This window comes from Vibrio sp. D3 (assembly GCF_043995865.1).
Taxonomy (GTDB): domain Bacteria; phylum Pseudomonadota; class Gammaproteobacteria; order Enterobacterales; family Vibrionaceae; genus Vibrio; species Vibrio diabolicus.
Genome location: NZ_CP171887.1, coordinates 2,221,172 through 2,240,037, shown reverse-complemented (window position 1 = coordinate 2,240,037; position 18,866 = coordinate 2,221,172). Strand labels below are relative to the sequence as shown.

Annotated in this window: 21 protein-coding genes and 1 pseudogene; 12 read left to right on the top strand and 10 right to left on the bottom strand. The window is 44.7% G+C overall.

The window, feature by feature from the left end; all coding sequences use genetic code 11:
• Positions 1-155: 155 nt before the first annotated feature.
• The 7 genes from ACHFJ9_RS18320 to recR all read left to right on the top strand — a co-directional run bounded on the left by ACHFJ9_RS18320 (position 156) and on the right by recR (position 5,902).
• Positions 156-1,262: a response regulator gene (locus ACHFJ9_RS18320; protein ID WP_005397213.1), complete on the top strand. Its 1,107-nt coding sequence runs from the start codon at positions 156-158 to the stop codon at positions 1,260-1,262.
• A 224-nt stretch (positions 1,263-1,486) separates the two neighbouring features.
• On the top strand, positions 1,487-1,618 hold the full coding sequence (locus ACHFJ9_RS18315; RefSeq protein WP_005380608.1) for a hypothetical protein: 132 nt from the start codon (positions 1,487-1,489) through the stop codon (positions 1,616-1,618).
• Positions 1,619-1,690: 72 nt separating this feature from the next.
• A complete protein-coding gene (locus tag ACHFJ9_RS18310) occupies positions 1,691-2,038 on the top strand; it encodes a YbaN family protein (protein ID WP_043884580.1) in 348 nt (115 codons plus the stop codon).
• Positions 2,039-2,200: 162 nt separating this feature from the next.
• Positions 2,201-2,746, top strand: a complete 546-nt coding sequence (gene apt / locus ACHFJ9_RS18305; RefSeq protein ID WP_005380615.1) for an adenine phosphoribosyltransferase — start codon at positions 2,201-2,203, stop codon at positions 2,744-2,746.
• A gap of 8 nt (positions 2,747-2,754) precedes the next feature.
• A complete protein-coding gene (gene dnaX, locus ACHFJ9_RS18300) occupies positions 2,755-4,860 on the top strand; it encodes a DNA polymerase III subunit gamma/tau (RefSeq protein WP_395355828.1) in 2,106 nt (701 codons plus the stop codon).
• Between the two features lie 82 nt (positions 4,861-4,942).
• Positions 4,943-5,272 (top strand): YbaB/EbfC family nucleoid-associated protein, encoded by a 330-nt coding sequence (locus ACHFJ9_RS18295; protein ID WP_005380618.1) that lies wholly within the window; start codon positions 4,943-4,945, stop codon positions 5,270-5,272.
• A gap of 30 nt (positions 5,273-5,302) precedes the next feature.
• Complete coding sequence (recR, locus tag ACHFJ9_RS18290) at positions 5,303-5,902, top strand: recombination mediator RecR (protein WP_031780610.1); 600 nt, start codon at positions 5,303-5,305, stop codon at positions 5,900-5,902.
• A 51-nt stretch (positions 5,903-5,953) separates the two neighbouring features.
• Here recR and aqpZ read toward each other — a convergent pair.
• Positions 5,954-6,652: pseudogene (aqpZ, locus tag ACHFJ9_RS18285) on the bottom strand (aquaporin Z).
• A 206-nt stretch (positions 6,653-6,858) separates the two neighbouring features.
• Positions 6,859-8,118: a hypothetical protein gene (locus tag ACHFJ9_RS18280; RefSeq protein ID WP_395357464.1), complete on the bottom strand. Its 1,260-nt coding sequence runs from the start codon at positions 8,116-8,118 to the stop codon at positions 6,859-6,861.
• Between the two features lie 317 nt (positions 8,119-8,435).
• Between ACHFJ9_RS18280 and ACHFJ9_RS18275 the strand changes: the two genes are divergently transcribed.
• Genes ACHFJ9_RS18275 through ACHFJ9_RS18265 form a run of 3 tightly spaced genes read left to right on the top strand, consistent with a single transcriptional unit; the run spans position 8,436 to position 10,797 of the window.
• Positions 8,436-8,816: a RidA family protein gene (locus ACHFJ9_RS18275; protein WP_104974929.1), complete on the top strand. Its 381-nt coding sequence runs from the start codon at positions 8,436-8,438 to the stop codon at positions 8,814-8,816.
• 15 nt (positions 8,817-8,831) lie between these two features.
• Positions 8,832-10,109: a serine dehydratase subunit alpha family protein gene (locus tag ACHFJ9_RS18270; RefSeq protein ID WP_104974930.1), complete on the top strand. Its 1,278-nt coding sequence runs from the start codon at positions 8,832-8,834 to the stop codon at positions 10,107-10,109.
• 28 nt (positions 10,110-10,137) lie between these two features.
• Complete coding sequence (locus tag ACHFJ9_RS18265) at positions 10,138-10,797, top strand: transcriptional regulator (protein WP_005397228.1); 660 nt, start codon at positions 10,138-10,140, stop codon at positions 10,795-10,797.
• Positions 10,798-10,815: 18 nt separating this feature from the next.
• Here the strand turns inward: ACHFJ9_RS18265 and ACHFJ9_RS18260 are convergent, their stop codons facing one another.
• Positions 10,816-11,064 (bottom strand): YkgJ family cysteine cluster protein, encoded by a 249-nt coding sequence (locus tag ACHFJ9_RS18260; RefSeq protein WP_025574470.1) that lies wholly within the window; start codon positions 11,062-11,064, stop codon positions 10,816-10,818.
• 126 nt (positions 11,065-11,190) lie between these two features.
• The gene (locus tag ACHFJ9_RS18255) at positions 11,191-11,439 is read right to left on the bottom strand and encodes a GlsB/YeaQ/YmgE family stress response membrane protein (RefSeq protein ID WP_005397239.1); all 249 of its coding nucleotides are present in this window, start codon (positions 11,437-11,439) and stop codon (positions 11,191-11,193) included.
• Positions 11,440-11,627: 188 nt separating this feature from the next.
• On the opposite strand from ACHFJ9_RS18255, the gene ACHFJ9_RS18250 reads away from it, so the two are divergent.
• Together ACHFJ9_RS18250 and ACHFJ9_RS18245 are read left to right on the top strand one after the other, a co-directional pair.
• Complete coding sequence (locus tag ACHFJ9_RS18250; RefSeq protein ID WP_005384948.1) at positions 11,628-12,068, top strand: YcgN family cysteine cluster protein; 441 nt, start codon at positions 11,628-11,630, stop codon at positions 12,066-12,068.
• Positions 12,069-12,339: 271 nt separating this feature from the next.
• A complete protein-coding gene (locus tag ACHFJ9_RS18245; protein ID WP_005397241.1) occupies positions 12,340-13,938 on the top strand; it encodes a mechanosensitive ion channel family protein in 1,599 nt (532 codons plus the stop codon).
• 69 nt (positions 13,939-14,007) lie between these two features.
• Here ACHFJ9_RS18245 and ACHFJ9_RS18240 read toward each other — a convergent pair whose 3' ends face one another.
• From ACHFJ9_RS18240 to ACHFJ9_RS18215, 6 genes are all read right to left on the bottom strand, one after another.
• Positions 14,008-14,292, bottom strand: a complete 285-nt coding sequence (locus ACHFJ9_RS18240; protein WP_395355823.1) for a putative quinol monooxygenase — start codon at positions 14,290-14,292, stop codon at positions 14,008-14,010.
• Between the two features lie 17 nt (positions 14,293-14,309).
• Complete coding sequence (locus ACHFJ9_RS18235; protein WP_395355821.1) at positions 14,310-14,705, bottom strand: VOC family protein; 396 nt, start codon at positions 14,703-14,705, stop codon at positions 14,310-14,312.
• 151 nt (positions 14,706-14,856) lie between these two features.
• Positions 14,857-15,156 (bottom strand): ribbon-helix-helix domain-containing protein, encoded by a 300-nt coding sequence (locus tag ACHFJ9_RS18230; RefSeq protein WP_031780613.1) that lies wholly within the window; start codon positions 15,154-15,156, stop codon positions 14,857-14,859.
• 136 nt (positions 15,157-15,292) lie between these two features.
• Positions 15,293-16,870 carry an alkaline phosphatase gene (locus ACHFJ9_RS18225; RefSeq protein ID WP_395355819.1) on the bottom strand — a complete coding sequence of 526 codons (1,578 nt, stop codon included), beginning with the start codon at positions 16,868-16,870 and terminating at the stop codon, positions 15,293-15,295.
• Positions 16,871-17,267: 397 nt separating this feature from the next.
• The gene (locus tag ACHFJ9_RS18220) at positions 17,268-17,627 is read right to left on the bottom strand and encodes a hypothetical protein (RefSeq protein ID WP_258616064.1); all 360 of its coding nucleotides are present in this window, start codon (positions 17,625-17,627) and stop codon (positions 17,268-17,270) included.
• Positions 17,628-17,877: 250 nt separating this feature from the next.
• Positions 17,878-18,825 (bottom strand): ChaN family lipoprotein, encoded by a 948-nt coding sequence (locus tag ACHFJ9_RS18215; protein ID WP_258616062.1) that lies wholly within the window; start codon positions 18,823-18,825, stop codon positions 17,878-17,880.
• Positions 18,826-18,866: the final 41 nt, after the last annotated feature.

Genomic DNA, 18,866 nt, shown 5'->3' with positions numbered 1-18,866 from the left:
ATATTTGTATAAACGCCGTTTTCAAGCTACGTTTTATAACAAGGCGGAACGGCCTCAAGTCTTGCTGCGCAACGTTTCGCCGGATGTAAACACAACAAAAATAATGACTTAATAATAAATCTGTTTTTTGACTTAGCTTTGTGAGGTGTAAAGGTATGTTTAAGACTCACAGTCAAACGGCAATGGTCTCGGCACAGGAAGTGGTTAATCAAAAACTAATTATGTTGGTGGATGATGATCCAATATTTCGTAAAGTAACCAATGCTTATTTAGAAAGTCAGGGTTTTAAAGTAGTAGAAGCTGAAAACGGCCTAGAGGCGCTTCAACAACTCAGGGAATGCCAACCCGATCTTATCTTGTGTGATTTATCGATGCCGGTATTAGATGGCATTGAATTCGTCGAAGAAGTCAGTCTTGAATATCCATACTTGCCGCTTATCGTGGTGTCCGGCACGGATGAAATGTCCGATGTCGCGAAAGCGTTGCGATTTGGTATTAAAGACTTTCTTCCTAAACCGATAGGTAATTATGAGCACCTATCTCAGGCGATAGACAATACGCTCGAAGATACCGATAGCCATTTCTCAGAACAGCGAGACTTTTCGAGTCAGTGGTTCCGAGTCGATGACGGTGGCGAAATCCCAGATGAGCAAGAGCTTCACTGGCATCTAGAGTATTTGCAGCAGAACCCGAGTGCTGCAAGAGATTTACTGCATGCTCTATTGCCAGAGAAAGATGCTTCTCAAGGTGATTGGCGCTGCTCATACCGTTTATTACAATCGACGGACGTTATGCCACTGGTGTTCGATTATCGTTGGTTAATGAATGGGCAATTTGCGTTCTATCTCGTTGACTCTGCTTCCCAGAGTAATGATGGTGTCGCGACGACATTGCTTGTTAGGGCTTTGTTTGACGATTACCTGCGTAATTTGAAGAGTTTCAGTGCTGATCTGAAGGATATGGTAGGGATCATTGAAAAAGGAATCGAGTGTTCAGAGTGCGCTGGTGCGGTTAATGCTGTATTTGGTGTCGCTGATCTGGCTTCATCCTCCGTTTCTATCCTGCCTGCGGGTTTAGATAGCCATTGGTCTGACGGAAATACTAATCAACATATCGCGGCAGGTAACTGTTTAGGGGCAGGAAGTATGAAAAACTTCATAACCCGAGATTTACCGCTAGGTGTTGCTGGTCAGTTATCCATCGGTTGTTTAGGCTCTTCAAGTTTTAGCTTAAATATTGCCCGGAAATCAAGACTGGTATAATTCTGACTTCATAACACAATAAGCAGCGTCTTGGCGCTGCTTATTGTCTTTTTAGAACCACAAAAAACAACAAATGCTTGAACAATAACCTTACTTTTTGCTGGTGTTTAGATTTGGCTGTTTAAGGTATAGTCAACGCCTAAAACAATAATGACCCATTTGTGCAACGATAATTTAACGCTGTGCCTTGGGAGAAGCAAAGTCAACTAGTGAGAAGATACATCATGGCAGACAAAGATTTTAAAGAGCCTTATAATATTTTTTACTTTTTAGGTTTCATTGCAGTACTTTTAATTCCAACACTACCTGCAACGCTAACCTGGCTTCGTGTAATGAATGGTTACGCAGGCTTTTAATCTAGCTATTTTGTACCGGAGTTCACCATTCGTATTAAGCGTTACTTTTTCAATACCGTTGGTGGACTCTGTATTGTGCTCGGCATTGCCGGCATAGCCCTTCCGCTTTTACCCACCACTCCTTTCATTCTACTTGCTAGTGCATGTTTTATGCGTGGTAGCCCCGCATTTCATCATTGGCTACATAACCACAAAACGTTTGGACCGATTCTCGATAATTGGCATAAGCACCGGGCTGTTACTTCAAAAGTAAAACAGCGTGGCGCCATTTTTATTGCACTTAGTTTCATGGTTTCAATCGTTGTTGTTCCCCTTGTTTGGGTGAAAATTGGTCTTTTAGTGATGCTAATCGTTTTACTCGGCTGGTTTATGCGTCTGCCTGTGATTGAGTTGGTTGCTGACAGAGAAGAAAATCACTAAGATTGTAGAGAATAGTGTGCCCGCTCTTCGAGTGGGCGTTTGTATTTTCAGCGCCTGTGACTGTTACGAAAATAAGCACATAGTGGTGAAAACCTATTGTTCGTTGCCCTCGTGATACTGCGATTAGAGAGGGCGATGAGCCAATCTAAGTAAATCGGTATTATGACTACAGAAACAATTTCACTGATCAAATCTAGCATCAAAAGCATCCAAGACTACCCAAAGCCAGGCATTCTATTTCGTGATGTGACGAGCCTTCTTGAAGACGCAAAAGCATACCAAGCGACGATCAACCTTCTTGTTGAACGTTACAAAGATATGGGCTTTACCAAGGTTGTGGGTACGGAAGCTCGTGGCTTTTTATTTGGTGCGCCTTTAGCGCTTGAGCTAGGTGTTGGTTTTGTACCAGTGCGTAAACCAGGCAAGCTACCACGTCCTACTGTTGCTCAATCTTATGAGCTTGAATACGGCGTTGATACACTAGAAATCCATACAGATGCCATCGTTGAAGGCGACAAAGTACTGGTTGTCGACGATTTATTGGCAACGGGCGGTACTATTGAAGCGACGACTAAGCTGATTCGCCAACTGGGCGGTGAAGTTGAGCACGCTGCGTTCGTTATCAACCTACCAGAAATCGGTGGTGATAAACGTTTAGAAGCACTAGGTCTAAACGTATACAGCATTTGCGATTTTGAAGGACATTAATACATTCAATGAGTTATTTAGCTTTAGCGCGAAAGTGGCGTCCTAATCAGTTTGACCAAGTTGTCGGACAAAAACATGTCCTGACGGCGTTGGAAAACGCACTGGCGCAAAACCGTTTACACCATGCTTATCTGTTCAGCGGGACTCGTGGTGTGGGTAAAACGAGTATCGGTAGGTTGTTTGCCAAAGGCTTGAACTGCGAAACCGGTATTACCGCGACACCTTGTGGTAAGTGCGATACTTGTCGTGAAATTGATGAAGGTCGCTTTGTCGATCTTCTTGAAATCGACGCGGCATCACGTACTAAAGTTGAAGACACTCGCGAACTGTTAGACAACGTTCAATACAAACCTGCTCGTGGACGGTTTAAAGTGTACCTCATCGATGAGGTACACATGCTATCGCGTCACTCTTTCAATGCGTTGTTGAAAACCCTGGAAGAGCCGCCAGAGTATGTGAAGTTCTTACTCGCGACAACCGATCCACAAAAGCTGCCAGTTACTATATTGTCGCGTTGTCTACAGTTCCATCTCAAACCGATCAGCGTTGATGATATTCATCAGCAACTTGACTACATTTTGGGTCAAGAGCAAGTATCGGCAGAACCAAAAGCACTGGGTATGATTTCACATGCTGCAGATGGCAGTATGCGTGATGCTCTCAGCTTGACCGATCAAGCAATTGCTTTAGGTAACGGTGCGGTGCAAACTGATATTGTCAGCCACATGTTGGGGACGATTGATACCGACCAAGCGATTCACTTACTGGAATCAATCAGCAGCAAGCAACCTCAACAAGCCATGGATAAAATCCAGCAATTAGCAGCAAATGGTGTTGAGTGGGATGGTTTGTTGCAGCAAGTCGCAACACAGCTTCATCGAATTGCGATGTATCAAGCGCTGCCAGCGTCGCTAGACCGAGCGCAGCCAGATGCAGAAAAAATCGAGTTGTTGAGTAAAACACTAAGTCCGCAAGACGTTCAGCTTTACTACCAAATTGCATTGAAAGGTCGTGAAGATTTGACTCTCTCGCCAAATGGGCGAGTCGGTCTGGAAATGATTGTGCTGCGTATGATGGCGTTCCGCCCATCAAATAACAGTGGGGCAAATGTTGTTTCCAGTAACTGCGAACCAGCTTCAGCACCAGTTCAAAGTGCCAGTCAGCCAAAGACTGCGCCAGCTCAGACAATCGCTGCTCCTCAAGCTCAGCAGCCGAATCCAGCACAAAGCACACCACAAGTGGCGCCTCAACCTTCATCCAATTCGCAACCTGAGTATCACGCGAGTGGATATGAGACGGTTCCGCCACAGTATGATATGGCGCCGCCGATGAGCGAAAACCCAGCGCCGCAGCATGAAACGCCACCTCAACAAGTGCAAGAGAGCGTTTCAACATCGGCGCGCGGTGGTCTAAGCGGTTTACGTCACCAATTACGCTCTCAGCGTCAAGGCCTACAACAGAACACTCCTCAAAATGGTGGCTCAAAAAAGCCTAAAGCGGCATCTGCACAACCAGAATCGGTTATCGACCGAGTAGCGCAATTGCATGGCAATTCCGCGCAGGTGTCGCCAAACTCAGCTCCGAAGTCGACGGAGCCACAAGTTGAGGAAGCGTATCGCTGGCGTCCAAGCAAGCCTGTTGAGACAAAAGTGAATACAAAACTGACACCTACGCAGCTCAAGCAGGCACTTGAGCATGAGAAAACGCCTGAAATGGCACAAAAGCTCATCGATGAATCGTTAGAACATAATGAATGGGCGAAGCTAATCAGCTTAATGGAGATCCCTAAGCTGGTAGAGCAACTTGCGCTAAACTCTCATTATAGTAAGGAAGGAACAACCGTTTCGTTACTATTGAGAAGCAGCCAAGCTCATTTGAATACTGATAGAGCTCAAGCCGAATTGCTTAAAGCACTTAATACCGTGTTAGGTGAAGAGTGCCACATGAGCATCGAAATAGGGGAGAGTGGAGAAACACCACTTGAACTTAGAGATAGGCTCTATCAAGAGAAATTACAGCAAGCTCTGAATAGTTTAGAAAACGATCCAAATGTTCAATTTATTGAACGTCGTTTTGCTGCAGAGCTTGATAAAGATAGTGTGCGCCCTATCTAATAATCGAATGGAATGGGGTTGAAAACCCAAAGGTATAACCCCATTAATTGATGCAACACCTCATTAAACCAGAGAGATAAACATGTTTGGTAAAGGCGGTATGGGCAACCTAATGAAGCAAGCCCAGCAAATGCAAGATCGCATGCAAAAGCTTCAAGAAGAAATCGCGAATATGGAAGTAACTGGCGAGTCTGGTGCTGGCCTAGTTAAAGTTACTATCACTGGTAGTCACAGCGTACGTCGTGTTGACATCGATGAAAGTTTGATGGAAGACGACAAAGAAATGCTTGAAGATTTGATCGCTGCGGCGTTCAACGATGCGGCCCGTCGTGTTGAAGAAACTCAAAAAGAGAAAATGGCTTCTGTAACTGGCGGTATGCAACTACCACCAGGTATGAAAATGCCATTCTAATCTGCTGATATTTAATTAAGCGGACTTTTAATGCGTACCAGTCATATGCTGGAGCAATTGATGGAGGCCTTACGTTGTCTACCTGGGGTTGGCCCCAAGTCGGCGCAGCGTATGGCCTTTCATTTGTTACAGCGCGATAGAAAAGGCGGTTTGCAACTTGCAGATGCGCTTAGCCAGGCAATGACAGAAATCGGTCATTGTACTGAGTGTCGAACCTTCACCGAAGAAGAAGTCTGTCATATTTGTACTAACCCAAAACGCCAAGAAAATGGTCAAATTTGTGTGGTAGAAAGCCCGGCAGACATTGCTGCAGTCGAAGCAACGGGCCAGTATTCTGGTCGATACTTTGTTCTTATGGGACATTTGTCACCACTAGACGGTATTGGTCCAAGTGATATTGGGCTGGATGTGCTGGATTACCGCTTACGTCGCGGTGATATAGCCGAAGTGATTTTGGCAACAAACCCGACGGTTGAAGGCGAAGCCACTGCACATTACATCGCAGAGCTATGTAAAGAACACCAAGTTGATGCCAGCCGCATCGCGCATGGTGTGCCTGTCGGTGGAGAACTTGAGCTTGTTGATGGCACGACGTTGTCACACTCGCTGTTAGGTCGACACAGAATTTAATAAAAAGCCGCTGAATTCAGCGGCTTTTTTGATCTTGTGAGTTGGGAACGATTAATCCTTCGATTCTTTACCAAGAAGGTTTTTGTAGATGACTGCACCAAGTACACCACCCAAAATAGGCGCAACCCAGAACAGCCATAATTGAGAAACTGCCCAGTCACCCACATACATTGCGACTGCTGTACTACGAGCCGGGTTTACTGAGGTATTTGTCACAGGAATGCTGATCAGGTGAATAAGAGTCAGACACAAACCAATCGCGATAGGTGCAAAACCTTGAGGTGCACGTTTGTCTGTCGCCCCCATGATTACGATAAGGAACATCATCGTCATTACAACTTCAGAAACTAGCGCAGCAAGCATGGAGTACTGACCCGGCGAGTGTTCACCATAACCATTGGCGGCAAAGCCAGAACCCACAACATCGAATCCAGCTTGTCCTGTCGCGATGACATAAAGAATGCCACCAGCGATCAGCCCGCCGAGCACTTGTGCGATGATGTAAGGCGCAACGTCTTTTGTCTCAAAACGACCGCCAGCCCAAAGACCAACCGTCACTGCCGGGTTCAAGTGACAACCTGAAATATGACCGATTGCAAATGCCATGGTTAAAACGGTTAAACCAAAGGCCAGAGCAACGCCCAGCAGACCAATACCCACGTCTGGGAAACCTGCAGCCAACACTGCGCTACCGCAACCGCCTAATACTAGTCAGAACGTACCAAAAGCCTCTGCTAAATACTTGTTCATGTTATTTCCCAATTTCTACTTAAATGACCCGCTGAACATAGTCGAGAATTGTCAATTAAGTGTGAGGGAGGTCTCGTAAAGACTGCAAATAGGACGGTATGTGGCAAGAGTTCTCAAGGATGAGAGAAAAGCAAGGAGAGGAGAGGTTGAATTTTAAGTTTGCCTTGGCCATCACTACCTGAGTAACAGCCAAGGCAAAGTAGGTTTTAGCTAAATGCGACGAAAGGTGATACGCACAACAAAATACCAGTCGCAATAATCAAGTAAAGCGACGCGCCTTTGTATTTGTGTAAAGAAGGCACTTGGTAGACAAGGTAAGCTGGAATCAAACAGCCAATCAAACCAAAGATAGGGCTACATACTGATGTGAAGCTCAGAACTGGTAGATTCAATACAATTGCACCCCACGCTATGAGAATCGCAAAGAGAATGATTCCCTTGGTGACTAAGTCTTTATTGATCTTATCTTCAGGCATGACCTTTTTTAGAGCCAGCATCGCTAGACCTTGGCAAGAATCGCGGAAACCTAAGTACACGCCAAAAAACGCAGTCATTACTGAGAAAATATTCAGCATCAAACTCATTAGTTTTAGCGTCGTGCCGTCCATACCTTGCGCAACCATCGCAAGAGCAGAGATGTTCTCTTCTGCTGCTTTAACCGCTTGTTCATGTGACATCGCAAGCGTAAAGGAAATCGCGTAGAAGAAGACGGTCACAAACAAGATACCGAAAGCAATTTTCATTGCGCGCATGGCTTTAAAGCGAGCAACCTCAATCGATTTTTCTTTTGATCGGTATGAGATCACCATTGGGCTCAAGCTTTGAATAAAGAGAATAGACGTTAGAGTAAACGGCAGTAGCTCAATTGCATCTTTCAAACCAGCGCCTGTTTCTGGAATTGCACCGACATTCGCTACATCCCATTTTTCGATCATCATGACGCCAAGTAATGCAACGGTACAAAGTTTAATCAGTACAAGACCAGTACTGACCTTAAACAAAATCTTTTCACCACGAGATGCAATAGCGACCAGCGCACACACTAAAGCCAGACCATATAGCGGGTTTTCAGACAATAAACCTTCCGTGATGCCAAAACTATGTAGGAAAGATGCCGAGTCATTGTTGATAGCTGTTGAGTAAACAAAGACCCAAATCACCAACATGATGAAGTAGAGCACACCTAATAACGCCCCCCATTTGTTATCAAGGTAACCGGAAATGACGCCAGCGTAATCTTGGCACTTTGGTGAACTTGAGAGAGTGTTGATGAAAAGGCGTTGGAACAAGTACATCGCTGGGTAGCCGATCACGGCAGAGGCCAAGAATACCCAAAGGCCCAGTACGCCTACTTTTACTGGTAAAAAGACAATACCGGCACCGATTGCCATGCCGATACTCATGATCACCCATCCCCAGTCTGTGCTATCAAACTTGATGGCGGCTTTCCACTCGTCTAGGGCCATGCCTGCTTTTACGTGCGGTGGCTCTTTACCGATAGGTAAGGTTTGTGTAGGTGCTGTCACGCTCATTTTATTGTTTCTCTTGTTAGTATGAATTTTTCTCAAATTTAATTGAGAAAATGTATATCACCAATTTTTTTGTGGAAAATTCAGATAAATTTGAGATCTTGGCGATGAAGTTCAAATAAATTGGAGTTTTTAACGAGTTTTGTGATCTGATCTAGTTGTTTGATTCATATTTAATTGAAAAAATAACGCTAATACGGAAGTTGAATTAGAAACTTCTTAATAAAAAATAAAATTTATGTGAGGATTTAAAAATGAAAAAATTGATTTCATCTGAACACGCGCCTGCTGCTATCGGACCTTATTCACATGGCACTAGCTATGGCGATTTGATTTTTACTTCTGGCCAATTACCCGTTGATAAGGCAACGGGAAAAGTAGTTGAAGGCGGCATCAGTGCACAAAGTCATCAATCTCTTACTAACTTGAAGCACGTTTTAGAGGCTGGTGGTGGCAGTATCGATACTGTTTTAAAAACAACGTGTTACCTATCGAATATTAATGACTTTGCCAAGTTTAACAAGGTCTACGCAGAGTTTTTCCAACAAGATTGTCCGGCACGCAGTTGCTTCGCAGTGAAAGATTTGCCTCTTGGCGTGTTAATTGAAGTCGAAGCGATTGCTCATAAAAAGTAATACGGAGAACAGAGCATGAACCAGCAATGGACACAATATATCCAAATCATTAAGCAAGTTGTGAAACCTGCATTAGGATGTACAGAACCCATTGCTGCTGCGTACGCGGCAGCAGTTGCTAGAAAAGAGTTAGGCACATCCGATATTGATGCGATAGAGGTGCGTGTTTCAGACAACCTATTTAAAAACTCGATGGGTGTTTTCGTACCCGGAACGGGCAAGATAGGCCTCAAAATTGCCGCCTCAGTTGGTGCATTAGCCGGTGACCCAACAGCAGAACTGGAAGTGTTGGCTCGGATTAATGAGCAGGATGTCGCTGCTGCGCAACAATTGATAGATGAAGAGCGAGTAACCATAGCGCGTATGGATACGCAAGAATTCATTTATTGCAACGTAACGCTCACCTCTGGTGACGATGTTGTTTCGGTCACGATCAGTGGCGGTCACACCAACATTCTTCAGATCATGCGTAATGACGACGTGATTTTTGATGCCCCATCACAGCAACGCGTTGCGACCGCTTCCGTTTGTGAAGGTGTAGATATTTCGATCAAACAAATCTATGAGTTTGCCACTCAAGCGCCTTTTGAAGAGATCAAATTCATTCTCCAAGCTGCAGAGCTTAATACCTTGCTGGCTCAAGAGGGTATCGACCGAGGTTACGGCCTAGAAATTGGACGCACGCTAAAAGGTAACATCGAGCAAGGCTTATTGGGTAATGACTTAATGAGTCGCATACAGATGATGACATCCGCGGCGTCTGATGCTCGCATGGGAGGGGCGACGTTGCCAGCCATGAGCAATTTCGGCAGTGGGAACCAAGGTATTGCCGCTACAATGCCAGTTGTAGTTGCCGCAGAAGCATTTCAAAACGACGAAGAACAGCTGGCTCGCGCGTTGATCATGAGTCATTTAGGGGCTATTTACATCAAATCTTATTACCCACCGTTATCCGCATTTTGTGGCAACACTGTTACCAGTGCGGCGGCATCTATGGCGCTGGTGTATTTAGCTGGTGGTACATTCGAGCAATCATGCTACGCCATTCAAAACGTCATCAGCGACAGTTCAGGTATGGTGTGCGATGGTGCGAAGTCCTCTTGTGCGATGAAAGTGTGTACTTCATCGACAACGGCGGTGCGCTCATATTTGATGGCGATGGGTAACCACAGTGTTAAGAATCAAGGTATAGTAGGCGAAGAAGTTGAGCAAACGATAAGAAATGTTGGCTCAATGGTTCGTTTCGGTATGCCGTATACTGATAAATCTATTATCGATATTATGTCGGCCTAACCTCCAGTTTTTGCTAAGGGAAGTAACATTGCTACTAAAGAAACTCACCAAGAGTGATCTCGATATTTTGAACTCTATGAAAAACGTCGTGGATGGCATTGCACGTATGTATGGTGAACACACTGAAGTGGTTCTCCACAGCTTAGATGCCGAAGCGCCGGAAATCATCAAAATCGCAAATGGGCACGTGACGGAACGCAGTGAAGGTGCCCCAATTACCAACTTAGCGAGAATGAAGTTAAGAGAGGGCAAGGACGTTTCTGATTCGTACCTGACGAAAACGTCGAACGGAAAGACCTTGCACTCCATTACGACAATTGTCAGAAATCCAAAAAACAAACCGATTGGTTTGCTGTGTATCAACGTGGATATGGATGCACCGATGCAGGCATTTTTAAAGGCAATGCTGCCTCAGCAACACACCGAGTGTTGTGTTGGTGGTGCTCGCTCACCAGAAACGTTTGCGCGTAATATCGATGAAACCATCATCAGCACGATAGAAACCGTACAAACAGAAGTGTGGGAAAATGAAGCCATTGCGCCTTCTAAACGTAACCGTGAACTGGTGACGCGACTGCACGGCTTAGGCATTTTTAAATACAAAGATGCTGTTTTAATGGTTGCAAACCATCTTGGCATCTCGCGCGATACCATCTACTTGTACTTACGAGAGCTTGGTAACGACTAAACGGGGGCTCTGAATAGATTAAGTAAGTTGCTCTAGCTCAGTGATGTTGTCGAGCGCTTCTTGGTTGGTTTTGCCACACACAACCGGACACGGTTTAAAATCGTGACAAACGTTGGGGCGCTCAGGCTTACCAAACAGCTTACACAAATTATCATCGTTGAGTTGTACGCAACGAACACCTGCTGGTTTGCCCTTGGGCATTCCAGGTATCGGTGAAGAGATACTTGGCGCAATACAGCAAGCTCCGCATCCTAATCGACAATCCATAATGTAAACCTCTTAAAAATTGAGGGGCAATTATGGTCATTTTGACGTGGATTGGAAGAGTCGCCTAAGAAAAAATAAAAAGGAGCACTCAATAGAGTGCTCCTTTTGGCTTTTAAACCGTTGTGATCATCTCAAGAAGCGGTTGTAAACAAACAGCAGAATAAATGCGCCTAGCGTTGCGGTGATGATGCTACCGATATTTACGCCAGTTGCCCCGCCGAAACCCAGAATACCGCCAAGAAAGCCGCCGACAAAGGCACCGGCAATACCGAGTAGCATTGTTGCAATCCAGCCACCCCCATCTTTTCCTGGCATGAGCCATTTTGCGAGTGCACCGGCGATTAAGCCCAAAATAATCCAAGAAATAATACCCATGAAAACTCCTTAATGCCTTCTTGATCAATTGAGTAATAGAAACTCGTTTAAGGATAGAACAGTAAAGCGAAAGTAGTTGAATATCTCTACTGTTATGTGTGAATGATTCGAGATCTTCTCAAAACTTGAACTTTTGCGTCGAGAGGGGTATAAATCGCCCCCTAAATTCCCTTGGTGAGACCTGAAGTATGAGCACTCCATTTTGGCAAAGTAAATCGTTAGAACAGATGACAGAAGAGGAATGGGAATCTCTCTGTGATGGTTGTGGTAAATGTTGCCTGCATAAGCTAATGGACGAAGATACCGACGAAATCTATTACACCAATGTGGCCTGTAGCTGGCTAAATAGCAAAACGTGCTCTTGTAAGGATTACCCAAATCGTTTTACTTCGGGTGAAGAGTGCACCAAGCTGACGCGCGAAGACATTGACGATTTTACTTGGCTGCCGCATACGTGCGCTTACCGCCTGTTGGCTGAAAAGCAGCCTTTACCAGAATGGCATCCGTTGATTACGGGCTCGAAATCTGCGATGCACGCGGCGGGCGAAAGTGTCCGCAATAAAGTGGTATACGAGATTGATGTGGTGGATTGGGAAGACCACATTCTGAATCACCCCAATCGCCCGTAGTTAAATGTACACAAGCCTTTCATCTAATAATGAAAGGCTTGTTTGTTATTGGGTTTCTCAACTTTGACGCCCAACTAACGAAATGCTGCTCAGTTTATTATTTAGTGTTGTAAACTTAGGTATATAATTTCAAGGCTTTACACTTCTATTCTTGGTCGTTTTGATCAGAACTGTTCCCTAAGAGGTAAACATGACGTTTCATTTCCCCCAGAAAATACGCCTGACATCTTGGGTGGCATTATTCGCGCTCATCCTCGGTATGATGGCCCCGATGGTCATCAATGCAAAAGATATTCAGGATACGCCAGAGCCCTCTGCTGCCGAAACTTCTATTGATAACTTGAATCGAGAAATTGTGGATTTATCCCAAGGCCTCTCGCAAGCGAGTGGTGATGAGCGCGACGCGCTTCAACTGCAGCTGTTCCAAAAAAATGAAGAGTTAAGAAGTCAGTTAGCATCAGCGATTGAACGTGAAACTATCCCTCGTGACAAATTGATCTCCTTGGTTAAAAAGCAGGAAAAATACTCCGAGGACGCCACGAACTATCTGTCGGAAAAAATAAAGAAAGTCGTTGAAGATTTAAATAAAGCCAAGGATGAAGAGAAACTTGCTCTTGTAAATGATTACCGAGAGTTACAGCATTACCTCGATGTCAGCTTCGATTCAAGTTGGCAAAACCTTGCTTGGCTGAAAGAGTTAGGGGCTCAAAATGAGCGCGCAGAAGCGGAACTAAAGGATAAAGTTGATAAACGCATGCGTTTGCTGTCTGCCTCAATTGAGTACTTGAGTCAGCAAAGTGAGATCATCGGCTCTCAACTTTCGTCAAGCCCTGAATCGGAAAAAGCGTCACTGCAGCTAAGTCAGCTTATTACTAAGCAAAGACTGAATATTGCGACGGAAAGCCTACGCAACTTAATTTCGATTGGCGATAAAGTCGGTTTAGAAACGTCCGAATATAAACGCCAAATTTTCGAAGTGACAGGGAATATCACCCACGATTTACTGAATACTAAAGTAGTGTGGTCAATACTGAGCCATTGGTCCAACTCGGCACTAGACTGGTTTGCCGAAAATGCGCCACAGCACATTTTCCAGTTGTTTGTATTTGCGTTGATTTTATTGATAGCTCGTGGGCTTGCGAAGTTAACGCGCAAAGTGGTCAGCAAGGCGGTTTCATCGAAAAACTTAAAACTCTCACACTTGATGCAGGACTTCTTTATCTCAATGTCCGGCAAATTCGTGTGGGTGATTGGTATCATGGTGGGCCTATCTCAGCTCGGATTGAACCTAGCACCGATCCTAACCGGTTTTGGTATTGCTGGTGTGATTATCGGCTTCGCCTTACAAGACACCTTGTCCAACTTCGCGGCGGGTATGATGTTGCTTATTTATCGCCCATTTGATGTTGGTGACTTTGTGTATGCTGGTGGTGTGGATGGTAAGGTAAGCCATATGAGTTTGGTGAACACCACAATCCGTACGTTTGATAACCAAATTATTATTGTACCTAACAGTAAAATTTGGGGAGATGTCATTAAGAACGTCACACACGAGCGCATTCGCCGTGTGGATATGGTGTTTGGCATTGGCTATGCGGATGACTTGCTGAAAGCCGAGTCAGTGCTGTCTGATATCATTACTTCTCACCCTGCAGTACTTCGTACACCAGAGCCGATGATCAAAGTGCATACGTTAAACACATCATCTGTAGACTTTATTGTTCGTCCTTGGGTAAAAACTGATGATTATTGGGACGTGTATTGGGATGTGACAAAAGAAGTGAAACTGCGCTTTGACCGAGAAGGCATTTCGATTCCTTTCCCACAACAAGATGTGCATTTGCACATGGTAGAGAAGCAAGACGCGTAATCACAGCCACAAAAGTACGAAAAGGCACTCTAGTAAAGAGTGCCTTTTTATTTGCATTAAGCGGTGTTTTTACAGTTCGTTAAAGAACGCCAATTTCGGTTCGCATTCTAACAAGTTGTCGATTTGGCTAATCAAAAGAGAAAAGTGTTCTGTTTTACCATGAAGATCGAACGCTTGTTGGTCTTTAAATTGCTCTTGAAAAACGAAGTGGCACGTATTGTCTTTATCTTGGAATAACTGATAACGAACACAACCTTCCTCATTGCGAGTGGGTTCAAGTGCTCGGGTGAGCACTGCTTTCAGTTCCTGTTCTTTTCCCGGTTGTGCGTGAAAGGTAGCAGTCAAGTGAATCATGATGTTTACTCTTTTTGTTATAGGTAACGCCCTTGGCGTTGTAAGAACTCAATTTTGTAACCATCAGGATCAGTCACAAAAAAGAACGTTGCCAAATGCTTTTGTTGGTGATCAAAGGCTTTGATGTCACCCGCTTCAATACCGAGAGATTTAATGCGTTTGTGAGTTTGTTCGATGTCCTCTACGCTGACAGCAAGGTGACCGTAGCCTGAGCCGTGAGTGTAAGGCTCCGTTTGATCGTGATTGTGTGTTAGCTCTAATTCAAAGCCAGTTTCTTCGTTAGCTAGATAGGTCAGAGAAAAACCATCAAAGATGTATTGGTCTTTGATTTCTAGCTCAAGTACGTCGCGGTAAAATTGTAGAGAACGGTGCAGATCGCTGACTCGGATCATGGTGTGAATCATTTTTGTCATGGGTACTCCTTGATAGTCCGCATAGGTTAGCGAGTTCAAAAGGAGTCTGGGTAGTACTCTAGTACGACAAATTAGAACATGCTCAATGGCTTACAACTCTGTTGCATAGCCTATGAGGGTTATTGGTAGGTTGGTCAGTGGTTGGTTGTTATTAAGTGTTTAGTTGTGTCAGTGCTTGACGAATCGTCTCTTTAGGCTGGCGAGCGTAAGTGAGACAGGCGCAGCGGAGTAGGGAGGCAAAGTTGTTTACTTCACCATTGTATTCGAGCGCTTCTTGATAGACCGTACTAATAAACTTAGGAACAGTCATGTTTTGAGCGTTAGCAATTTCCTCAAGAATCGTCCAAAAGCTCGCTTCAAGTTTTACACTTGTGGCGTGACCATCAATACGGATAGAGCGGGTGATGAACTGATAGTTGTCTTGGGGCTGCTTAGCAAATATTTCGCACATTTTCTTCATTCATATAATCAAAGACCTATAATTATTGAGGTTTATTGTTTAAAACGTCAACTATTTTCATGCATAAAAAAACGCTCCCTTACGAGAGCGTTTGAACATCACGAGTAGTGAAGTAAGTGCAAGCCGATTATTTGATTTGTTGCTTTAAGTACTCGCCTAACTGAGAGTGGTGCATGATTTTTGACACCGGAAGGATCGTTTCTACAGGTCCCCAAGCAAATACGTTGACTGGGGTATGCGTATGAGTACCCGTTCCCCATACTGTGTTTTGCTTTGTTGCATGTTCACGCGCTAGCAAGTTGCCACGGTCGTTGTAAGGAAAGAACGCATCAAAGTCATTGATTGTAGGAACGTTCTCTTCGCTTAAGTATTTGTGTCCTGCGAGTCGGTATGGATTTGGTTTACTTGCTAATACGCGTTCTGCTTGCTCAGGCGTAATCGAAAAATCGCTATTTGCGTTCACGACTTCTGCAAACTTCGTTGGGGTTTGCTCTTTCTTATCAAGCGCTTGGAACTCGCTGATCATGCCGTAGTAACTTTTCTTTTGGTTGTATAAACCATCAAGGATTTCGAACTGACCAAAGTTGAAGTTTGGCGCGTAATCTTGATTTTTGAATGCTTCGCCATCGCGTTTTTGCGGTTTAGGCAAGTTTGCTGATGAGTAACTAAAGCCGAAAGAACCGGTCTCGTGGTCAGCGGTAACAATGATCAGTGTGTCATCACGGCCTTTTGCCCACTCATAAACCGAGTCTACCGCTTCGTCGAACTTGATCATTTCATGCAGCATCGTACCCGCATCGTTACTGTGGCCAGCCCAGTCAATTTGACCGCCTTCAACCATCAAGAAAAAGCCGTCTTTGTCTTTTGAAAGAATGTCGATTGCTTTGGTGGTCATTTCTTCCAGTGATGGCTGCGTACGTTTTGGATCGTTTTTGCTTTGACTGTAGGCAATACCATCGTTCATGCCCGAGTAAGCAAAAAGTCCAAGTAATTTGTCACCTTTAGCTTGTGTGAGCATATCGCGGCTGAAAGCCAGGTTGTAACCTTGGTCTTGCGCCTCAGTTAGCAAGTTGCGCTCATCTTTACGTTTCGACTTTAGGTAGACATTACCTTCAGTGAGCTTTTCAAGTTGCTCGTATGTCTCTCCCTTGTCGTTTGTCGACTTTGGAATCCAATGACGAAGTCCGCCAGACATCATCACGTCAACGCCAGTTTCTAGCATGTCCGCCGCAATACTGTTTTCTAGAGAACGGTGTGGTTGATGAGCGGCAAATGCGGCTGGCGTTGCATGAGTCATACGTGTATCAGAGACGAGACCCGTAGCCTTACCTTTGCTTTTGGCTTTTTCCAAAATGGTTTCAACGTGGTTGCCTTGGCTATCAATGCCAATGACTTCAGAAGCGGTAGGTATTCCTGTTGCTAGCATCGTTGCGGAGCACGCAGAGTCGACGACAATCGCGTCTTCTGGATTGGTCAGCGATGATCCAATCACACCTTCTTGAGCGAGTTTATACAAAGCGGTAGTTTCGCCTTTGTAAATCGAGTTAGGTGCGTGTTTGGCGTAGGTCTCTAGTAGACCAACTTGTTGAGGCCCCATGCCATCGCCGATCATCAGAATAACGTTTTTGATTTCGGCCGAGAGTGCATTAAAAGAGAGGGTTGATGCTGCCACTGCGGTAACGATTGGAGATACTAAGCGCTTCATTATATTTTCCTTGTTTATTGAAAGCGCTGGCATTAAAACAATGATTTATGACGATTTTGTGTCGGTAATAAAAGTTTAACTAAATTGTCGTCTTTGCTTGGGTTTGTAGAAAAAGTGAGTCAACCTCTAACGTTTGTGAATTTAGAAAGAAGAAAGCCCACAAACGTGGGCTTGGATTACGCTTAGGAGTTGAAAGCATGGACTAAAGTTATCCATTCAGTGCCTTCACAAGAAACCTAGTTTAGGGAGCAATAAACGAGTATGCGTTCTAAGGTCATAAGAGCGGTCGAATTGAGGAGTATATAACCTACGTTTACGACATATCGTTCTTTGACGTATCAAATTATGGGCTGCAGTTAGTGATTTATTCAAATAGGATTTATTGTCGTAACGATTATTAGACCAACGCTAATATGATGCCACCGACAGTGAGGGCTGCAGAAAGGTATTGACCCGCAGAGTATGAGCCGTCTTCTTCTTCCTCGATTTTGTTAGGGTGATCCATGCCAAGTGCGCCATGTGTAAAGGACTCCACTTTTTCACCAACAGATTTATCTTCTGCTTCTACTTTCTTACTGTCGTGCTCGATTTGCTGCAGAGCGGCAAGGAGCGCTTTGCCCTCCGTAGACAGTGTCACCTTATTGTGTTCGACTTTTAGCGGTGAAGCGTTGCCTTCCTCTTGTGCAATACTTGTTTGCTTAGAGGCGACAGATTGTTTGGCATAGCTATTAACAGAAGTGCTTCCTACTGGATTCATCGAATACTCCTTGGAACATCGACACTCGGTCACTGAGTGCGGGTAAAAAGCAGTTATATTACTATCGGCGGCAAAGTCTATTTCTGAAGCTATTGGGATAAAAACAGGTCTGCTTTTGCCGCTTCTGGTTTATATTCGTGATCATTAGCAAAAAATAGACCAGCAGGAAGCAGACCGTTGTCATTCTATGAACTCGGAGCAGTGTGATGCTACGCGCAACTAAAAGGCAGTAACTTAAATTGAAGACCAGCTACTTACATTGAAGGTCGCTATTGCGCTTAGTGAGGTGTTGATATGCCGCCATGCGGTGAGCATCTTGTACATACCGTACTGGTGGTGCAAGAACCTCTAACTGATAATCAGTATTATCAGCAAGCACATTATCTGTTGGGCTAATTACAACCACTTTTAAGCTTGGATTGCGGCTTAAGATGGATGCAGCCGTACCTAATCCTTGCTCGGTATGAAACTTGCCCGCGACATGAACAACCTGAGCTCCTGGTGTGGCGGTTAGGTAGTTAACGATAGACTCTGCCATGGTTTCATCCCAAGTTACTTGAGCTGCAAACTGTTTCTCGGTTTGTTCTGGTTTCCCATGATGCATGGATACCATAAACTTCTCTTTGTATGGACTACTGGCCGTGTTGATGGATTCTGCAATAAACGCTCGCTGCTCATCATCGAGCTTGTTAACGTAGTCTATCCCCTGACGACCAATACATCGGACAATGCCCTTTGGTGCATTCGCTGCAATCACCGGGAGATTTTTCTGCTTAGCAAACTCAACGAGAGGGCGATAGTCGCTCTCATAATTGGGCCAAGCATTGGCTTGTTTCATCAAGTACTGTTCACCGATTTCCCCACGCAGGTAAGCGTCAACAACAGGTTGTTTGTCGCGGGTAAATTGTTCCATTGATAACGCGAGTGGGCGGTCATAAGATGAAAGTTGTTTGAGCATATCGGTTTGAAAGCGATGAACGCCGGCATGTGTGTGCCATTCACCAATAAGAATAACATCTGCTTGTCGCAGCTCTTTTGGTAGTTCGCTTAGAGCGATGTGCTCGCCAGAAGGGGTGTAAAGTTGGTAGTCGTAAAAAGTAGTGACTTCCGCAGAGGTAGGGTGAGAGTTGGTTGATGGAACAGAAGAACAACCAGTAAGTAAGCCAGCAAAGAGCAAGCTTAAAATAGAAAAGCGCATTGAAAAGCCTCCAAAAATGTCCGGATGATATTAATGGAGGC